General features: G+C 49.1%; 22 protein-coding genes. All 22 read left to right on the plus strand.

Annotation, left to right across the window (positions count from 1 at the left end; all coding sequences use genetic code 11):
* The first annotated feature begins 40 nt into the window (after positions 1-40).
* The 22 genes from HFE64_08705 (at position 41) to HFE64_08810 (ending at position 19,583) form a co-directional block, all read left to right on the plus strand.
* Positions 41-205, plus strand: a complete 165-nt coding sequence (locus HFE64_08705) for a hypothetical protein (protein MCI8633539.1) — start codon at positions 41-43, stop codon at positions 203-205.
* A complete protein-coding gene (locus HFE64_08710; protein ID MCI8633540.1) occupies positions 202-558 on the plus strand; it encodes a hypothetical protein in 357 nt (118 codons plus the stop codon). The genes HFE64_08705 and HFE64_08710 overlap by 4 nt, the downstream gene beginning before the upstream one ends.
* Entirely contained in the window at positions 548-961 is a 414-nt protein-coding gene (locus HFE64_08715) for an anti-sigma regulatory factor (GenBank protein ID MCI8633541.1), read from the plus strand. The genes HFE64_08710 and HFE64_08715 overlap by 11 nt, the downstream gene beginning before the upstream one ends.
* Before the next feature lie 47 nt (positions 962-1,008).
* Positions 1,009-2,310: a 4Fe-4S binding protein gene (locus HFE64_08720; protein ID MCI8633542.1), complete on the plus strand. Its 1,302-nt coding sequence runs from the start codon at positions 1,009-1,011 to the stop codon at positions 2,308-2,310.
* A 33-nt stretch (positions 2,311-2,343) separates the two neighbouring features.
* Entirely contained in the window at positions 2,344-2,676 is a 333-nt protein-coding gene (locus tag HFE64_08725) for a serine kinase (GenBank protein ID MCI8633543.1), read from the plus strand.
* A complete protein-coding gene (locus HFE64_08730; GenBank protein ID MCI8633544.1) occupies positions 2,673-3,239 on the plus strand; it encodes a sensor histidine kinase in 567 nt (188 codons plus the stop codon). Before HFE64_08725 ends, HFE64_08730 begins: the two co-directional genes overlap by 4 nt.
* A gap of 130 nt (positions 3,240-3,369) precedes the next feature.
* On the plus strand, positions 3,370-4,083 hold the full coding sequence (locus HFE64_08735; GenBank protein MCI8633545.1) for a PHP domain-containing protein: 714 nt from the start codon (positions 3,370-3,372) through the stop codon (positions 4,081-4,083).
* 52 nt (positions 4,084-4,135) lie between these two features.
* Positions 4,136-4,621, plus strand: a complete 486-nt coding sequence (locus HFE64_08740) for an NAD(P)H-dependent oxidoreductase subunit E (GenBank protein MCI8633546.1) — start codon at positions 4,136-4,138, stop codon at positions 4,619-4,621.
* 15 nt (positions 4,622-4,636) lie between these two features.
* Positions 4,637-5,032: a (2Fe-2S) ferredoxin domain-containing protein gene (locus tag HFE64_08745; protein MCI8633547.1), complete on the plus strand. Its 396-nt coding sequence runs from the start codon at positions 4,637-4,639 to the stop codon at positions 5,030-5,032.
* Between the two features lie 31 nt (positions 5,033-5,063).
* Positions 5,064-6,857: an NADH-quinone oxidoreductase subunit NuoF gene (locus HFE64_08750; GenBank protein ID MCI8633548.1), complete on the plus strand. Its 1,794-nt coding sequence runs from the start codon at positions 5,064-5,066 to the stop codon at positions 6,855-6,857.
* A gap of 29 nt (positions 6,858-6,886) precedes the next feature.
* Entirely contained in the window at positions 6,887-8,656 is a 1,770-nt protein-coding gene (locus tag HFE64_08755; protein MCI8633549.1) for a 4Fe-4S binding protein, read from the plus strand.
* A 170-nt stretch (positions 8,657-8,826) separates the two neighbouring features.
* Positions 8,827-9,774 carry an ATP-binding cassette domain-containing protein gene (locus HFE64_08760; GenBank protein MCI8633550.1) on the plus strand — a complete coding sequence of 316 codons (948 nt, stop codon included), beginning with the start codon at positions 8,827-8,829 and terminating at the stop codon, positions 9,772-9,774.
* A complete protein-coding gene (locus HFE64_08765) occupies positions 9,775-10,647 on the plus strand; it encodes an ABC transporter permease (GenBank protein ID MCI8633551.1) in 873 nt (290 codons plus the stop codon).
* 9 nt (positions 10,648-10,656) lie between these two features.
* Positions 10,657-12,150, plus strand: coding sequence for a hypothetical protein (locus tag HFE64_08770; protein MCI8633552.1), 1,494 nt, complete (start codon positions 10,657-10,659; stop codon positions 12,148-12,150).
* The gene (locus tag HFE64_08775; protein MCI8633553.1) at positions 12,150-13,655 is read left to right on the plus strand and encodes a DUF4340 domain-containing protein; all 1,506 of its coding nucleotides are present in this window, start codon (positions 12,150-12,152) and stop codon (positions 13,653-13,655) included. Before HFE64_08770 ends, HFE64_08775 begins: the two co-directional genes overlap by 1 nt.
* Positions 13,656-13,782: 127 nt before the next feature.
* Positions 13,783-14,226: an ACT domain-containing protein gene (locus tag HFE64_08780; GenBank protein MCI8633554.1), complete on the plus strand. Its 444-nt coding sequence runs from the start codon at positions 13,783-13,785 to the stop codon at positions 14,224-14,226.
* Positions 14,227-14,234: 8 nt separating this feature from the next.
* Positions 14,235-15,461: a homoserine dehydrogenase gene (locus HFE64_08785; protein ID MCI8633555.1), complete on the plus strand. Its 1,227-nt coding sequence runs from the start codon at positions 14,235-14,237 to the stop codon at positions 15,459-15,461.
* Positions 15,448-16,662: an aspartate kinase gene (locus HFE64_08790; GenBank protein ID MCI8633556.1), complete on the plus strand. Its 1,215-nt coding sequence runs from the start codon at positions 15,448-15,450 to the stop codon at positions 16,660-16,662. Before HFE64_08785 ends, HFE64_08790 begins: the two co-directional genes overlap by 14 nt.
* Before the next feature lie 14 nt (positions 16,663-16,676).
* Positions 16,677-17,306 (plus strand): hypothetical protein, encoded by a 630-nt coding sequence (locus tag HFE64_08795; GenBank protein ID MCI8633557.1) that lies wholly within the window; start codon positions 16,677-16,679, stop codon positions 17,304-17,306.
* Entirely contained in the window at positions 17,303-18,166 is an 864-nt protein-coding gene (gene psd, locus HFE64_08800; protein MCI8633558.1) for a phosphatidylserine decarboxylase, read from the plus strand. The genes HFE64_08795 and psd overlap by 4 nt, the downstream gene beginning before the upstream one ends.
* Before the next feature lie 3 nt (positions 18,167-18,169).
* On the plus strand, positions 18,170-18,985 hold the full coding sequence (locus tag HFE64_08805; protein MCI8633559.1) for a hypothetical protein: 816 nt from the start codon (positions 18,170-18,172) through the stop codon (positions 18,983-18,985).
* A complete protein-coding gene (locus HFE64_08810; protein ID MCI8633560.1) occupies positions 18,969-19,583 on the plus strand; it encodes a DnaJ domain-containing protein in 615 nt (204 codons plus the stop codon). Before HFE64_08805 ends, HFE64_08810 begins: the two co-directional genes overlap by 17 nt.
* The last annotated feature ends 13 nt before the right edge of the window (positions 19,584-19,596 follow it).

The raw sequence follows: 19,596 nt of genomic DNA on the forward strand, positions 1-19,596 counted from the left end.
AAAAAAGCCTCCGTGATGATTTGAAAATTGTATAAATAGCATGATATCATGGATTGAGGGGACATTCAAGCTAAAAATGCCGGATAAGCCCGCTGCGTCAATAAAAATATTTGTAAGTTTCCAACAAAAACCAGTGCAAATCGGAAAAAGATTTGATATAATAAGCGCATCTAAGATGAGACTCGCAGATGGAGGAAGAAGATGAAGGTAAGTAAAATTCAGGAGATACTGGAAGCGGAGCGATATAATGAGATCGAGGAGGAGCTTTCAGTAGATTACGGCTATAGCTGTGATCTGATGAGCGATGTGCTGGCCTTTGCACAGAACAATGACGTGCTCCTAACAGGGACCGTGAACCCGCAGGTGATCCGCACCTGTCAGATGGTCGACATCCGGGCGATTGTGTTTGTGCGCGGCAAAGAGCCTACAGAGGATATTGTTGAGCAGGCGACTCACGCAGGAATTTTGCTGCTCGGCACGCGGCACTCCATGTATACGGCCAGCGCGCTGCTACATGAGGCCGGGCTGGAAGGAGAGGAGATCGAAAATGATTTTTAAATATCAGGTGGATGCCTCTGTGCCGGAGATGGCCGGCAGAGCCTCTACTGAATTTAAAACGGCGCTTAAGCAGCTCGGCGTGAGCCCGAAGGTCATTCGACGCATTTCGATCGCAATGTATGAGGGAGAGATCAATATGGTCATCCATGCAAACGGCGGCGAGATTACCTGTGAGGTAGACGAAAGCAAAATTCAGGTGGAGATGGCCGATTCTGGGCCGGGGATTCCCGATCTGGATCTGGCGATGACAGCCGGCTGGTCCACAGCTTCTCCGGAGGCCAGGGAGCTTGGCTTTGGCGCCGGCATGGGCATGCCCAATATGAAAAAATTCAGCGACGATATGAAGGTGGAGACAGAGGTAGGCGTCGGCACGACGCTTACCCTGGGGTTTAATTTGACATAAATCATGTAGAAAGGTCAGAATTTATGAATGTGACATCGGTAAAACTTATGGAAGATCGCTGCGTTGGCTGTACAACGTGTATCAAACGATGTCCTACCGAAGCGATCCGCGTGCGGGGAGGCCGGGCGCATATCATCAAAGGGCGCTGTATCGACTGCGGCATCTGCATGCAGGTGTGCAAGCACAAAGCCAAGGTGGCGGTGACAAAGAAGCTGGACGAGATTTTGGAAAGCCCCTACAAGCTCAAAATCGCGCTGCCGCCGCCGTCTTTATACAGTCAGTTTGAGGGCAACCGCAATGTAAACCGGATCCTGACAGCGCTGCGCCGGATCGGGTTCGACGAGGTGGTTGGCGTGGCGATGGGGGCGGAAGTGATCACAGCCGCAACCCGGGAATACATTCGCGAGCATCCGCGCAGCGAGGAGGAGGGCCCTTGGATTTCCTCGGCATGTCCGGCGATTGTACGACTGATTCAAAACAGGTTCCCTTCGCTGATCGACAACATACTGCCCCTGATTTCGCCCATGGAAACAGCTGCGCGCATTGCGCGTAAGGCCTTTATTGAAAAGGGATATAAAGATGAAGAGATCGGCGTATTTTTCATTACGCCCTGTCCGGCAAAGGCGACAGAGGTAGCGCATCCCAGCATGGTGGAAAAGTCAGCCGTGACGGACACCGTGGCGCTGAATGAAATTTTTTATAAAATCCGTCCGATTATCAAAAGCATTCAGGGCGAGGACATCGAGGTGCTGCAGCTGAGCGGCCAGGAGGGTATCCGCTGGGCGCATATTGGCGGCGAAAGCGAAAATCTGGGGCTTAAGGATGTGCTTTCGGTTGACGGCATCGACAATGTGATCGAGATTATGGACCGGCTGGAAAACGGCGTTATCCAGCGCGTGGATTTCATCGAGGCCAACGCCTGCACCGGCGGCTGTCTGGGCGGGCCCATGGCTGTGGAAAATCCGTTCAGTGCAGAGACGCGCATGAAAAAGGTGCTGCGCCGCAATGAAAACCCCTGCTACAACAAAGAGATCCTCGGCATCAGGGTGCCGGTGGAGGCCGAAAAGGAGTTGGAGGAGCTCGACAACATGCAGTTCAGCTCCGACATGCAGGAGGCATGGCGCATGATGCAGGAGCGCGATCAGCTCAACGAGCGCCTGCCGCAGATCGACTGCGGCGCCTGTGGCTCGCCGTCCTGTCTGGCCTTTGCGACAGATGTGGTCAAGGGCAAGGTGCAGGTGGAGGACTGCATTTTCCTGCTGCGCCAGCGAGTGAAAGAGGTGGCAGAGGAGATGGTAGCCCTGTCAGGCAAAATGCCGCCCAGCATTAAACAAAAGGATGAAGAATAAAAGCGCCGCCAAGCGGCAAAAGGAGGAAAAACAATGGTTGTACGCGATCTATTGGAGCTCGATGAGCTTACGCTGATTCAGGAGGGCGACATGGAGGCCGAGGTCAGCGGCGGATATATGGGCGATCTTTTGAGTGTTGTGATGGGAGAGGCGCAGGAGGGGCAGGTCTGGATCACGATTCAGAGCCATGTCAATATTGTAGCTGTGGCATCGCTTAAAGGAGTGCCGGCCATTATCATCGCCCATGGCTATGAGCCGGATGAGGAGACATGCAAAACGGCGGAGGAAGAGGGCATTGCGCTGTTAGGCACCAAGCTGGATCCCTTCTCTATTGCCAAAAAGCTGATTCTGGAGAAAAATCTATGATGAAGGAGCTGGCGCTGCATGTGCTGGATATCGGAGAAAACAGCGTGCGGGGCGAAGGAAAAAATATTGAGATCCTCATCTGCGAGGATGAGAAAGAAAACCGGCTTATGATCCGGATTGAGGATGATGGCCGCGGGATTGCGCCGGATATGCTGAAAACGATCCGCAATCCGTTTACCACCAGCCGCACGATGCGCAAGGTGGGCCTAGGGATTCCATTTTTAAATGATACCTGCCTGATGTGCGGCGGACGGCTGGATATTGACAGTGAGGTCGGCAAAGGAACGACGGTGACGGCGCAGATGGAGCTGGATCATATCGACAGGCCTCCGCTTGGCGATATGCCCTCTACGCTGATGACGCTGTTTTCCTCTCATCCGGAAATCGCGTTTACCTATCGCTATCAGCACCGGGGAAAGGAAGCGGAGGAGCTGCAGGAATTTGCGGTGAGCACGCCAGAGCTGAACGAGATCCTGGAAGGGGTTCCGCTGAGTACGCCCAGTGTGTATCTGTGGGTAAAGGAATTTATCCGGGAAAATATGGAAGAGATCCGGCAAATGTGACTTAAATAATAAGGAAAGCAAGCTTATTAAAAACATCTTGAAAAGCTTATTTACTTTTTGAGGATAGTTTGTTATACTATTATCAATGGAGTCATGTTATATTTTACATGGAGGAAAAGAGGAGAAATTCATGAAGATCATTTGTGATTTACATATGCATTCCGCTCTTTCGCCCTGTGCGCTGAATGAGATGACTCCTAATAATATGGTCAACATGGCGCTGCTTCAAGAGCTGACGGCGATTGCGGTCACCGATCACAATTCCTGCCGCAATGCGGAGATGGTGATGAAGGTGGCGCAGGGGACGGGTCTGGTAGTGGTGCCTGGTTTAGAAGTGCAGACAAGAGAAGAGGTTCATGTGGTCACACTGTTCCAGAAGCTGGAGGATGCACTTGCCATGCAGGAGGAGGTCTATGCGGCGCTGCCTGCGATGAAGGCACCGGCCAAGGTGCGGGAAAAGCAGCAGCTGCTGGATGATGAGGATGAGATCATCGGGTATGAAGAAAAGATGCTCAGTATGTCTTGTGATATGAGTCTTGAGAAGGTGGCGGCAAGAGCCGCAGCCAATCATGGACTGGCCATTCCGGCGCATATCGACCGCAAGAGCTGCAGTGTGCTTTCTAATTTGGGATTTATTCCAACCGATCTTCATTTTCCGACCCTGGAGCTTTCCATGTATGCAGAGAAGGAAAGCTACGAAAAAAAATATGCGCAGGAGTATCGTTTGATCACGGCCTCGGATGCGCATGAGCTTGGCCTGATCGGTATGGCTCCCAGCGAGCTGGAGGTCGAGAGCGTTTCCGCTCACGGAATCCTGCAGGCACTGAGTCAGAGCCTATTGTAACAAAGTTTTCCGGCGCAAGCCGGCAACAACATATCTTAGGAGGTAATGTGATATGGCATGTAATTGTGCTAACGGCGCGGACAAAGAAAAATATGCAGAGCTTGATGCGTTTATTGCGTCTTTGCCCAGCACCCATGGTGAATTGATCCGTGTGCTGCATACGGCTCAAGGAATTTTCGGCTATTTGCCGAAGGAGGTTCAGATTTATGTAGCGCAGAAGCTGAATGTTCCGGTATCCAAAGTATACGGCGTGGTAAGCTTCTATTCTTTCTTTACGATGAAGCCCAAAGGAGAGTATGATATTTCTGTCTGTATGGGTACGGCCTGCTATGTGCGTGGTGCAGAAAGCGTTTTGGAAGAGCTGAAAAAGCGTCTGGGCATCGACATCGGCGGTACGACGGCGGATGGCAAGTTCTCTTTGAGAACGCTGCGCTGCGTAGGTGCCTGCGGCCTGGCTCCCGTTGTGATGATCGGAGACAAGGTGTATGGCCGTGTGACTCCCGATATGGTAGAAGGAATTTTGGCTGAGTGCCAGTAAATAAGGAGAGCAAAAATGGCTAAGATTAAATCATTGGAAGAGCTGAAAAAGATCAAAGAGCAGGCACAAAACACGGTTTCGCTGCGCGTAAAGGGCGACAACATTGAAAACCTGATTCAGATTCGCGTGGCAATGGCTACCTGCGGAATTGCTGCCGGCGCACGTGAGACGATGGATGAGTTCATCAAGGTGCTGCAGGAAGAAAAGATTGAAAATGCCGTTGTGACGCAGACTGGCTGCATGGGATACTGCTATGCAGAGCCCACGATCGAGCTGACCATGCCCGGCAAGGAGCCTGTTGTATATGGTCATGTGGATAGAGCAAAGGTACATGAGATCGTAGAAAAGGGTATCAAGAACGGCGAGATGCTGGACGGCATCATTCCCGTGACGCATAATACCGTTGAATAAGCTGAAAGTTTTCATATTTTAGGAGGATATTATGGCAGATTATAAGTTTCATATCCTGGTCTGTGGCGGTACCGGATGTCTGTCTTCCAATTCCCGTCAGATTGCCGAGAATTTGAAGGATGCCGTGAAGGCAGCGGGCATGGCCGATGAAGTGAAGGTGCTTCAGACCGGTTGTTTTGGTTTTTGTGAGAAAGGGCCGATCGTTAAGATTCTTCCCGACAATACCTTCTATACGCAGGTAGCCCCGGAGGATGCAAATGAGATCGTAGCAGAACATATTATAAAAGGACGTAAGGTAAATCGTCTTTTGTATGTGGATCCTGAGAATGAAAAGCATATTTCTGATGCAAAGCATATGGACTTCTATAAGAAGCAGATGCGTATTGCACTGAGAAACTGCGGCTTCATCGATCCGGAAAATATTGAAGAGTACATTGGCCGTGACGGATATCAGGCACTGGCAAAGTGCTTGACCGAGCTGACGCCTGAGCAGGTTATTGAAGAGGTTAAAAAGTCTGGCCTTCGCGGACGCGGCGGCGCAGGTTTCCCCACTGGTATGAAATGGCAGTTTGCCCGCGGCTATCAGGGTGATGAGAAATATGTTGTATGTAATGCCGATGAGGGTGACCCGGGTGCATTCATGGATCGTTCCATTTTGGAGGGCGACCCGAACAGCATCATTGAGGCAATGGCGATCTGCGGTTATGCGATCGGCGCCTCTCAGGGCCGTGTATACATCCGTGCAGAGTATCCGCTGGCGATTCAGCGTCTGGAGACAGCGATTGGGCAGGCCCGCGAATACGGACTCTTGGGTGAGAACATACTAGGAACAGATTTTTCCTTTGATATTCAGCTTTGCTTCGGCGCCGGCGCGTTCGTATGCGGCGAGGAGACAGCTTTGATTCATTCTATGGAAGGAAATCGAGGCGAGCCCACAACGAAGCCTCCGTTCCCGGCTGAGAGCGGTTTTTGGGGCAAGCCTACCAATGTAAATAACGTAGAGACCTTTGCCAATGTGCCGGTTATTTTCTTAAAGGGCGCAGATTGGTTTAACAAGATTGGTACCGAGAAGAGCAAAGGTACAAAGGTGTTTGCTCTGGCTGGTAAGATCAATAACGTAGGTCTGATCGAGGTACCCATGGGTACGACCCTGCGTGAAGTTATCTATGATATCGGTGGCGGCATTAAAAACGGCAAGAAGTTTAAAGCAGCACAGACAGGCGGTCCTTCCGGTGGATGTCTGACGGAGAAGGATCTGGATACGCCGATCGATTTTGATAATCTGGTTGCTAAGGGTTCCATGATGGGCTCCGGCGGTCTGATTGTTATGGATGAAGACGACTGTATGCCGGCAGTGGCCCGCTTCTATCTGGAGTTTACCGAGGAGGAGTCCTGCGGTAAGTGTACACCCTGCCGTGTAGGCACCAAGCGTCTGACAGAGCTTTTGAAGGATATCACCAGCGGCAAGGGAACGATGGAGCATATTGCTGAGCTAAAGAGAATTTCTCAGGTGATCAAGGATACCGCTCTGTGTGGCCTGGGTCAGTCTGCTCCTAATCCGGTTCTTTCTACGCTGGCTCACTTTGAAGATGAATATATTGCGCATGTAAAAGATCATACCTGCCCGGCTGGTAAATGTACGGCGCTGCTGAAGTTCTCGATCAATCCGGATGTATGTAAGGGATGTACCCTGTGTGCCAGAAAGTGTCCGGTGGGCGCTATCTCCGGCGAAGTGCGCAAGCCTCATACAATCGATCAGGCTAAATGTATCAAGTGCGGCGCTTGTATGGATAACTGTAAGTTTAACGCTATTTCTAAAAATTAAGGAAGGAGTGAAGAGAAGCTATGTCTAACATGATCAATGTTACCATCGATGGACTGGAGACACAGGTTGAGGCCGGCAGCACGATTCTGCAGGCAGCTGAACAGGTTGGCGTCCATATTCCTACACTGTGTTATCTGGATCTTCACGAAATTGGTATTGAAAATAAACCGGCATCCTGCCGTGTCTGTGTTGTAGAAGTAGTTGGCCGCCGCAATCTGGCGCCTGCCTGTGCAACACCTGTATCGGAGGGTATGGTTGTTAAAACCAATACGCCTAAGGTGCTGGAGTCTCGCAAAACCGTTCTGGAGCTGATGCTTTCCGATCATCCAAAGGATTGCTTAACCTGTGCAAAATCTGGACAGTGTGAGCTGCAGGCCTTGGCAGAGTCCATGGGCATCCGTAAGGTGCGTGTGACTGGTACGGCTATGTCAACCTATCAGAAGGATGAGACGTCTCCTTCTATCGTACGTGATCAGGATAAATGTATTATGTGCCGCCGCTGCGAAACTGTTTGTAATCAGATTCAGAGTGTGGGCGCTCTGTCTGCTGTAAACCGTGGATTTAATGCAGTGGTTTCTACGGCCTTTGAACTGCCGATCAATGAGACAGTTTGTACCTTCTGCGGTCAGTGTATTCAGGTATGTCCGGTAGGGGCGCTGACAGAGAAGAGCAATATCGATCAGGTGATCGAGGCTCTGGGTGACCCGGATAAAACAGTCATCGTCAATACGGCGCCGGCTGTACGTGCTGCGCTGGGCGAAGAGTTCGGCGTAGAGCCCGGCTACAGCGTAACAGGCCAGATGGTCGCTGCGCTGCGCAGAATCGGTTTTGATTATGTATTTGATACTGATTTTGCAGCCGATCTGACTATTATGGAAGAGGGGCATGAGCTGATCGAGCGTTTGAATAAGTTCCTGAAAGGGGAGCCTGTAGCGATGCCGATGATCACCTCCTGCTGTCCGGCTTGGATCAACTTCATCGAGACGCAGTTCCCTGAGCTGCAGGATCTGCCGTCCAGCGCTAAATCTCCGATGGAGATGTTCGGCGCTATGGCTAAGTCCTATTTCGCACAGAAGAAAGGAATCGATCCGGAGGATCTGGTAGTTGTATCTGTAATGCCCTGTACGGCAAAGAAATTTGAAGCACAGCGCGATGAGATGAACACCAACGGTACCTCCCGTAAGGATATCGATATCTCGATCACAACACGTGAGCTGGCAGAATTGATTAAGCAGATGAATATCGATTTGGTTGAGCTTGAAGAAGAAGACTTTGACGATCCGCTTGGCGAGTCCACTGGCGCAGCCGTTATTTTCGGAAAGACCGGCGGTGTTATGGAAGCAGCGCTGCGTACCGCTTATGAAGTGGTGACAGGCAAAGAGCTTGGCAATGTCGAATTTGAGGACGTGCGCAACATCAACTATGGTATGAAGGTTGCTCATATTCCGGTAGGCGATATTACGCTCAATGTAGCGATTGCCAGCGGACTTGGCAATGCGCGCGCAATCATGGAGGAGATCAAGGCAGGCAATCCGAACAATCTCCACTTTATCGAGATTATGGCTTGCCCTGGCGGCTGCGTCAATGGCGGCGGTCAGCCTCATCACTTTGGCGATCTGAGCATTATTCAGGATCGTCAGGCAGCGCTTTGTGAAGAAGATGAGAATAAGACCATCCGTAAGTCTCATGAGAATCCTTCTATCAAGAAGATCTATGAGGAGTTCTTAGGTGAGCCCGGTTCTCATAAGGCACATGAGTATCTGCATACGCCTGCTCATGTTTTCAGAGAAAAAGTCTGAGACTGCTTTAAATAAAAAATACGGCTTTGGGATGAGCTTCCCAAGGCCGTATTTATTTTGTCTTTTCTGTAAAAAGTCACTAAGTTTTATCTAGGTTTTTGATTTGTTCATACTTTGTTCATTTTTATGTATTATACTTGAAAAAAATGATTTTTTAGGAGGAGTATCTCTTGATAGAAGTAAAAAATCTAACAAAGCGGTATGGAGATCATCTGGCACTGGATGATATCTCTTTTACTGTAGAAGACGGAGAGATTGTTGGCTTCTTAGGACCGAACGGAGCCGGCAAATCGACGACGATGAACATTATTACCGGATATCTCTCCTCTACCGAAGGACAGATTTTGGTGGATGGGGTGGATGTGCTGGAAAATCCGTTGGAGGCCAAGCAAAAAATTGGATATTTGCCGGAGATACCGCCGCTATATGTGGATATGACGGTAGAAGAATACTTGGCGTTTGTCTGTGATCTGAAGCATATTCCGATTGCTAAAAAGACAGAGACCATTGATCAGGTCAGTAAGCTAGCCAAGGTACAGGATGTAAAAGGCCGTCTGATCCGTAATCTTTCTAAAGGATACCGGCAGCGTGTCGGTTTGGCGCAGGCACTTGTGGGCAATCCAGAGGTACTCATTCTGGACGAGCCTACAGTGGGTCTTGATCCTAAGCAGATCATAGAGGTTCGGGATCTGATTAAAAACCTAAGCAAGAAACATACAATTTTATTAAGCTCACATATTCTGCAGGAAGTGCAGGCAGTCTGCGATAAGCTTGTGATTATCAATCACGGGCGTATTGTCGCCATCGACACGCCGGATGCCCTATCTAAAAATATTTTGCAGATTAACAAGCTGGAGCTGCGGATAAAAGGATCTAAAAATGATATCCTGAAGGGCATTAAAGCGATTGAAGGCGTAAGACAAGCTGAAATCCTCAGAATACGCGAAGAAGGAACGGTTGATATCAATGTGGAGACAGAAGAGGAAGTGGACGTCAGAGAACCTATTTTCCGTTTCTGCAGTGAAAGCGGATATCCGATTCTGATGATGAAAACAGAGGAGATCAATCTGGAAGATATCTTCCTGCAGGTAACCGGAGAAAGAGAGGCCAGAAGATAAATGAAAGCCATATTTTTAAAAGAACTGCGTACGTATTTTAAAAATCCGCTTGGATATGTATTCATTGGCATGATGCTGGTTGTTTTTGGTGTCTACTATTCGTTATATACGATGTATTATCAGTTTGCAGATTTCTATCATGTACTCAATGCGTCTTCTTCCCTGATTGTGTTTGTCGTGCCGGTATTAACGATGAGAATCATGTCGGAAGAGACAAGGAATAAAACAGATCAGCTGCTTTTAACATCGCCGATCAAAACCTCAGGCATTGTGCTGGGCAAATTTTTTGCAGCGGCTACCGTATTTACACTGGTTCTGCTGATCAGCATCCTGCAGCCGCTGACAACCGTCTTTGGTTTTAACGGTGAAATGTCGGCAGCGATGACCTCCGGCGGCTATATTGCCTTTTTCCTGCTGGGTATTACCTTTATTTCGGTCGGTATGTTCATTTCTTCCCTGACAGAGAATCAGCTGATTTCAGCGGTCATCACCATTGCCGTATTTTTGATTCTGATGATGCTGGACGGAGTGGAGGCAATCCTACCGACCTCCCGCTATTTCTCTTTGGGTGCGATTCTGATTATGCTGGCCATTGTGCTGTTCCTGATTTACAGAGCCATTCATGAGCTTGTTGTTACCGGGATTATCGGTGCCGGCAGTGTAGCGGCTCTTTTGGTGGTCTTCTTTATCGTACCGGAATCCTTTGACGGGCTTTTGGCAAAGATGATGTCCTCTTTGGCGATTTTTGCACGGTATAGTGATATGTTTAGCGGTGTATTTGATTTTAGTCATATTATTTTCTTTATATCGGTAATTATTTTCTTCCTGTTCCTCACTTGTCAGGTCGTGGAAAAGAAGAGATGGAACGAATAGGAGATTATCATGAAAAAACTGAACTATAGAGGCTCTATGCAGCGCAAGAAAAATTTGAAATACGGCGGCTACGCAACCATTACGACGCTGATTGTTCTGGTCGCGCTTGTGCTGTGCAATGTGTTATTTAATGAACTGGGCTTTAAGGTGGATCTTACCAGTAATGCCATGTATACGCCAAGCAGCGATACTACGGACGTATTGGATCAGATGGAGGATGATGTCATCATCTATGGTCTGTATAATCAGGGGACGGAGAGCAACGAGCTCAATACAAAGGTAATTAAGCTGATCGAGGCATATGTAGATATGTCGGACCGCTTGGAATTTAAAAAAATAGATCCGCTGAGCGATCCTACCTTTGTCAATCAATATTTAATGGACGATTCACAGGGACTTCCCAATGGAAGCCTGATCATCGAAAATCAAACGACAAAGAAGTTTAAAACCGTGAATATGGCTTCTATGTATGAGGTAAAAAGCGATTATTCGACGCTGACGCGCAATGTTACAGGCTTTAGCGCGGAGCAGGCACTGTCTTCTGCGATTCAGTATGTATGTATCACAGAGACGCCGGTGCTGTATCAGCTGCAAGGACACAGCGAGACCCTGCTTACATCTGATTTTATTGAATATCTGGGATACACTAACTATCAGGTGGATACGATGAATCTGGTGCTCGAAAATATTGAAGAGCTGGAGGCCAATACTTATACGGCTGTGCTGGTGAATAATCCGCGGCAGGATCTGAGCGAGAGCGAATATGAGATATTGCTGCGCTACATGGAAGATGGCGGCCGCATGATGTTTATGGCGGCCAGCGACATGCCGGAGCTGCCGAACTTTGAACGGCTGCTGGCACGGTATGGCATGAGCATTCAAAGAGGGCTTATGATTGAAACCTCGATGGATTATTATTATTCATCTCCCGTTATCCTGAAGCCGGTTTTAGGAGAGGATAATTCGATTACAAGTTATCTGGTAGGCGATTCTAACAATTACTGTCTGATGACGCTGCCGGCTTCCATCATTATCAATCCTGAGAAAAGCAACAGCACCAAGATCAGCGCGATTATGACCACTTCGGAGCATGCAGTCATCAAAGGCGTGAATGCAGACGGGGAAGAAAACGGAGCGGCTGTTAAAGAAGAAGGCGATATTGAAGGACCGTTTAATCTTTGTGTCATTGCTGAAGAAGGGGTTAACCGCAAGGACGGTACAACGGCAGACACCAAGCTGGTGGTGATTGGTAACTCTGACTTTATCAATACCGCGTCCAACAGTCCGGTAACGACCGGAAACTATAAGCTGACTACAATCGCCTGTGATTTTCTGCAGGATTCCGTGGATAAATTATATATCAGCTCGAAGAACCTGGAGGAAGCAAAGATCGAAACAACGCAGTCTGACTTTATTTTCTATGGTCTGGTCTTTACCGTTGTGATTCCGCTCATCATTATCCTCACAGGTGTGGTGATCTGGGTGAGGAGGAAGCATCTGTAATGCGCAAAAAGTTAATCATCATGGCAGCCGGGATTTTACTCCTTGTTGCTGCCGTGATTGCCGTAATGAAATATAATGAGTATCAGGCATCGCAGGAGCCGGAGGAGTCTTCGACGTCCATTGTACTGAAAAATTTATTTGAAAATGAAAAATCCAATATTGCGTCTGTGAACTTAAAGACGCAGAGTGATTCGATTACGCTGGTACCAGGCGATATCAATCCTACCAACAATGAGATTATGTGGCATCTGGAGGATCATCCCCACTGGGAGCTTAAGAATACGTATACAAGCCTGATCTCAATGGCAACGATCTTTCAGGTGTATAAAGAGATTGAAACCGATGTGTCAGGCGATCGTATGGCAGATTTTGGCTTGGCAGCGCCAACCTCTACCCTGACGGTGACACTGAAGGATGGTACGGTGCAGAAGGTAGCGATTGGTAATCTATCCAGCGATAAGGAGTATGCATTCTGCATGATGGAGGGGGATGCTACGGTCTATGCCTGTAATGCGACATATTACTCGTATGCCAGCTTTACAAAGGATTCTATCCGTTTGGCATCGCTGACAGAGCTGGACACCAAGGGTCAGCTTTATAGTATGTTTGTGCAGAAAAAAGGCGAGCGTCCGATTGAAATCCACTATAAAGATGGGATTGAAGAAGAGCTTTCTTCTGCGGAAACACAGATTGTGAGCAAATATGCCTTTATACAGCCCTATGCGAATTCACATGTAGAAGTCGTTCAGAATGTGGACAGCGAGTATTTCTCTAAACTCACCTCACCGGAGATTCTGGAGACGATCGAGGTAAGCTGTACGGATTTTGATCAATATGGCTTGGGTGATGAACCTGAATACCGCGAAACGATTGTAACCCGCAAGGTGGATGAAAAGGATAGTACGACCTATCAATATCAGACAACAGACTATCTGTTTGGCTATACGTACGAAAAAAGCGGTACAAAATGCATTTATTTCCGGGAGGCCGGCAGTGATTTGGTGCTCGGAGTAAAAGCAGAGTGTATGAATACGCGAAAATTTGAACCGTTTTATTACGTGAATAAGCTGGTCTATCTGAAGAGTATTTCGGAGATCCAGGAAGGCACGATCAGCACGGGAGATATGACGCATAGCTTCTCCATTAAAAGATCGCAGGCTAGTCAAGAGGATAGTGCGGCAGAGGCGCTTGCGGTATATCGTCTGGATGGAGAGCTGGTAGAATCAGATGCATTTCTGGCGGTGTACCGCGCCCTGATCTCGATTGCGCCGGATTATGAGATTCTGAATGAAACACCGGAGTATGACGAGACGGACCGGTTGGAGTTTACGCTCACCTACACAGATGGTACGGAGGAGACAATTTCTTATTATCGTCTGTCAGAATTTTATTATGTGACAAAGATCAATGACGATATCTGGTTTGCCTGCGGTGATAGCTATATTGAGCAGGTGATCGAAAAGCTGGAAGCCTGTGTACAGGCAGTCCAGCGAACGGCAGAATAACAAAACAGGGCAGGATGAGCACTGCAAAAGGCTGGATATAAGCAGCATTTTGCAGTGCTTTTTTCTTGCGGCGACGTATGTTTTGTGCTATACTAAAACATATTTATAAGAGGAAGGCAGGAAGTATATTTTGCAAAAAAGTGAGTATTTTATTATCGATCAGCAGGCCCTTCCGGAGGTATATGGACAAGTTGTAGAGGCAAAGCGGCTTCTGGCAAGCGGCAAGGCTGTCACCGTGCAGGAGGCAGTAGAAGCTGTTGGGATCAGCCGCAGTTCATTTTATAAATATAAAGATATGATAGAGCCGTTTACCGATATTGTGAGAAAGAAGACGGTGACCATTGCGGCAAAGCTTGATGACAGGCCAGGCGTGCTTCCGAGATTTTTAATGGTTCTGGAAAATGCCGGTGTCAACATATTGACGATTCATCAGGCAGTGCCCATCAATGGACTGGCTGATGTGTCCTTAAGCATGGAGGTATTAGAGGCGGCATGGAGTATTGATCAGATCATAGGAGCCTTAAAAGAAGTAAGCGGCGTATGTGAAATTCAGATTCTAGCGAGGGAGTAAGAGGGTAAATGGATATAGCAATTTTAGGATATGGCACGGTGGGTGCCGGTACAGTGAATGTGGTTACAAAAAATCGTGAAATCATCGCTGACGATAGCGGGGAAGTGCTGCGCGTGAAGGCGATCCTGGATCTGAAAGATTTTCCGGGAGACCCGTATGAAGAAAAGATTGTACATAATTTTGAGGATATCGTCAATGACCCGACGATCGAGGTGGTGGCGGAGACCATGGGAGGTCTTCATCCTGCCTTTGAATATATCTCGCAGCTGTTAGAGGCGGGAAAAAGCGTCGTCACTTCTAATAAAGATCTGGTGGCTGCCTATGGAGAAGAGCTGCTGGAAATCGCGGCGAAGCATCATGTAGACTTCTTTTATGAGGCGAGCGTGGGCGGCGGCATTCCGATCATGCGGATGATTAATGAATGTATGATTCAGGAGCGACTGCAGGAGATCATGGCGATTTTAAACGGAACGACCAACTACATTCTTACCGAGATGGAAGAAGAAGGCACCTCCTTTGAAGAAGCATTGGAGGATGCGCAGGAAATGGGGTATGCCGAGCTGCATCCGGAAAGCGATGTAGAGGGCATGGATGCTGCGAGAAAGCTGGCCATTTTGTCTACGCATTCGTATTCAGTGGATATTGACTGGGAGCAGATTGAACGGCGCGGCATTACCAAAATCACACAGGAAGATATGGCGGTTGCCAAGGCGATCGACCATCATATCAAGTTAATTGCCCGGAGCCGCATGAATGGAAGCCGCTTATTTGCAGGCGTTGAACCGATGCTGCTTCCAGAGGAGCATAAGCTCGCGCAGGTTGAGGGCGTTTATAACAGCATCATGATTAAGGGAAACTGTCTGGATGATATTACGGTGCAGGGTAAAGGCGCCGGCAGTCTGCCGACAGGAAGCGCGGTAGCGGCTGATATTGTGATGGCTGCCATCAACAAAAAGGATGGAGTGACCTCTACAACCTATCATGAATATAAGAAGATTAAGCCGGAGAGCTACAGCAGCCTAGGTCAGTCCTATATGCTGAGAACCGATGGGAAAGTACCGATGCCGCAGGAAGGAATTATTTCTGCGATTCAGATCGAAAATATCTATGCTTATTTTACAAAACAAATGAAGTCGCAGGAGCTGCGGGATCTGATTCAGCAGCTGGAAATCAGAGGAATTCAAGTGCTGAACTGTCTGGCGATGGAACAGGAGGATACGGGTGCTAATCGTTAAAAAATATGGAGGCAGCTCTGTGGCCACACCGGAAAGGGTGCGCCATGTAGCGCAGCAGATCATCGAGGATGTCGAAGCAGGGCACCGTATCGTGGTGGTTTTATCGGCACAGGGGAAAACAACGGATCAGCTGCTGGCAAGAGCCAGAGAAATGAATCCAAATCCCTCCAGGAGGGAGCTGGATATGCTGATCAGCACCGGAGAGCAGCAATCGGTGGCGCTTATGGCCATGACGCTGCAGTCAATGGGATATCAGGCAGTATCGCTCAATGCATTTCAGGTACCGATGTATACGAATAAGGTATATGGCAGTGCTCGGCTGGAGAGAATCGGGACGGACCGGCTGGAGGCGGAGCTTGACTGCGGAAATGTAGTGCTGGTTACAGGTTTTCAGGGAATGAACCGGTATGAAGATGTAACCACGCTTGGCCGCGGGGGATCCGATACGACGGCAGTAGCCTTAGCAGCTGCGCTGCATGCAGACCGTTGCCAGATCTATACGGATGTAGAAGGCGTATATACAGCAGATCCGCGGTATGTAAAAAATGCGCGCAAGCTGCCGGAAATTGGATATGATGAAATGCTGGAGCTTGCTTCTACAGGAGCAAAAGTGCTGCACAATCGTTGTGTGGAAATGGCTAAAAAATATAATGTAGAGATCGAGGTGCTTTCCAGTATGGTGAAAGCGCCGGGGACAGTGGTAAAGGAGGATTCGCTGGTGGAACGGATGATGGTAAGCGGCGTGGCCGCTGATAAAAATGTGGCGCGTATTTCGGTAATGAGGATTCCGGACAGGCCGGGAAAAGCATTTTCTCTTTTTAATTTATTGTCTCAGGAGGATATCAATGTAGATATCATTCTGCAATCGATCGGGCATGACGGAACGAAGGATATCTCATTCACCGTAGCAGAGGACAATGCCGATGAAGCAGTTGCCATTCTACAGGAGCATTTAGGGCAGCTGGAAGCGGCAGAGATCACCTGTTTTAAGGATGTGGCCAAGGTTTCACTTGTAGGCGCCGGTATGGTTTCCAATTCCGGTGTAGCCACGCAGATGTTTGAGGCGCTCTATAATGCGCATGTCAATATTCGCATGATTTCCACTTCTGAAATTAAGATCTCTGTTCTCATCGATGAGGAGCAGGTGGAGGAAGCAGTGATCGCGATTCATGATCAATTTCGGCTATATGAGAAAAAATAAGAGGGGGAGAGAAAATGATGATTGGATATTATAATCCTTCGGTCATTTTGACGTATGTAGGGCTCGCAGCCGCCGTGATCGGAATGAGCTTTGCTTTGGAGGGGAATATACAGGTAGCCGGCATGCTGATCATGGTGTCCAGCGTGTGCGATATGTTTGACGGAGGCATCGCCCGTTTGGTGAAGCGAAATGAAGAAGAAAAACGATTTGGCATTCAGATTGATTCACTTTGCGATCTGATCTGCTTCGGAGTGTTTCCGGCCATCATCGGATATGGGCTTGGCATCCGGGGCTGGCTCGGCATAGGCGCGATGGTCTTCTTTGTGCTCTGCGGCGTGATTCGGCTGGGATATTTCAATGTGCAGGAGGAAATCCGTCAGCAGCAGACAGAGGAAAAGCGGCAGTACTATCAGGGGCTTCCCATTACAACCTCAGGGGCCTTGGCTCCGCTTTGCCTTATGCTGACGCTGGCATGCGGCGGCAATTTTCAAATCGTATATACAGTATTCCTTTTTATCACAGGTCTTGCCTTTATCGTGGATTTCCCGGTAAAAAAACCGCATGGGATGTATAAATGGTTCTTGCTGGTTGTCGATATTACAATTTTTGTATGTTTGTACTTCTTCGGAGGAAGGATTGGATGAAACAAAAGAAAATAACGCAGTACCGGAAGACAAGTCCGGTACTGCACTTTCTATATAAAAACAAAATAGGGCGGCTGCTTTTAAAGGGATTGGTGCGGCGCGAGGTTTCGCAGAGGGCAAGGTCCTTTTTTTGCAGCTCCTGGTCCAGACTGGCCATTCCCCTGTTTATCCGGCAAAACAAGATCGATATGGCGCAGTATCAGGAGGGCCCCTATCGAAGCTTTAATGACTTCTTTATCCGTCAGGTTAAACCGGGCAAGCGGCCGATTGACCCCCATCCGCAGCATCTTATCAGTCCCTGTGATGCCAAGGCGACGGCCTATCCCATCGATGCAAGCAGCGTATGGCATGTAAAAGGGACGGACTATTCGCTGGCAGCGCTCTTATGCGATGAAGCACTGGCCAAGCAGTATGAGGGCGGCGTAGGAGTCGTGCTTCGTCTTTCACCGGATGATTACCATCGGTATTGTTATATAGATGAAGGCTCCCTGCAGCAGCGCACCTTTATTCCGGGACAGCTGCATACCGTGCAGCCGATCGCAGAGAAGGAGCAGGTATTTGCTGTCAACTGCCGCGAGTATACGCAGCTCAAAACACAGCACTTTGGCGAAGTGCTCCAGATGGAGGTGGGCGCTGTGCTGGTAGGCAAAATCGTCAATTATCACGAAAACCATCATTTCTACCGTGGAGAAGAAAAGGGACGATTTGAATACGGCGGCTCCACGATCCTGCTGTTTTTTGAAAAGGACCGGGTCCAGCTGCATCCGCAGCTTTTCCGCTCGGCTCAAAACGGCCGGGAGGTCAAGGTGAAAATGGGGCAAAAGATTGGATGGGCCACTCCGGCGGCGCGTGAGGTCTGAGAGATGTTTGGATATGTCATTGCCAACATGGAAAAGCTGTCAGCGGAGCAGCAGGCGCATTATAAGGGCTGCTACTGCGGCCTGTGCCATGAGCTTGCTAGGCGTTACGGCCGGCTGAGCCGTTTGATTTTAAGCTATGATATGGTTTTTTTGATTTTAGTGCGCAGCGCCGCTGCCAAATTGACGGCGGCCATGGAGCAGGAGCGGTGCGTAGCGCATCCGCAAAAGCCTCATTATTTTTGGACGAATGCAGAGACGCAGTATGCAGCGGACATGAGTGTACTCTTGGCCTATTATCAGGCCGAGGATGACTGGCAGGATGATCAGAAGGTCATGGCGCTGGGGCAAAGAAGGATGCTGAGAAAAGCGTTCTTGCAGGTACAGCAAGCATATCCGGAAATTGGAGAGTCAGTAAGGAAAAGCCTGGCTGCGCTCTCTGAGCTTGAAAAAAGCGGCCGGCTGGATCCGGATACGGCCGCGCTGTGCTTTGGGCAGGTGATGGCGGTCATTTTCGCAGGTCCGGAAAAAAATGCGGCTCTTTCTGAGATAGGGCTCCGGATGGGAAAATGGATCTATATTATGGACGCTTGTCTGGACCGCAAGGAGGATCTGAAGAAGGAGCGCTATAATCCGCTTCCGGCCTTGCCGGTGGCGCAGTTTGAGACGATTTTGAACTGCCTGATGGCGGATTGTGTGAAGGCGGTCCGGGAGGCAGAGCTGGAGAAGGAATGGCCGATTCTGGAGAATATTTTGTATTCGGGCGTATGGACGCGCTTTGAGGCATGGAAGAAGGAGAGTGGGCATGAAGGATCCGTATGAGGTACTGGGAGTGTCGCGGGATGCGTCGGAGGAGGAGATCACGAAGGCGTACCGAAAGCTGGCGAAACGATATCATCCGGACTTAAATCCGGGGGATGCACAGGCGGAGGAGAAGATGCGCGAGATCAATGAAGCCTATGATCTGATTAAGAGCGGCAAAGCGCAGGGGTTTGATCGGAAGGGCTTTGATCAGGGAGGTTTTTATGGCGGCGCATACGGAAGTCCGTTCAGCGGCGAGCAGCAGGGGACGGAGTTTGAGGCGGTACGGCATTATTTGCAGATGGGCTATGCGCAGGAGGCGCTGAATGTACTGAGCCGGATGCAAACTAGGACGGCGCAGTGGTACTATTACAGCGCGGTTGCTAACGCGAGGCTGGGCAATCAGATTATGGCGCTGGAGCATGCGCAGCAGGCGGTGCAGATGGATCCGGGCAATTTGCAGTACAGGCAGCTTTATATGCTGCTGCAGCAATCGGGCGCGGCCTACGGAGAGCAGAGCGCGGAGTTTGGACGGCCGATGAATCTGCTGAATAAGCTTTGTCTGTGTTGGTGTCTGGCACAGGGGTGCGGCGGCCCTTGTTTCTTTATTCCCTGCTAAAAGGAGGCGATGA

The organism is Lachnospiraceae bacterium (assembly GCA_022794035.1).
Taxonomy (GTDB): Bacteria; Bacillota; Clostridia; order Lachnospirales; family Bianqueaceae; genus CALWPV01.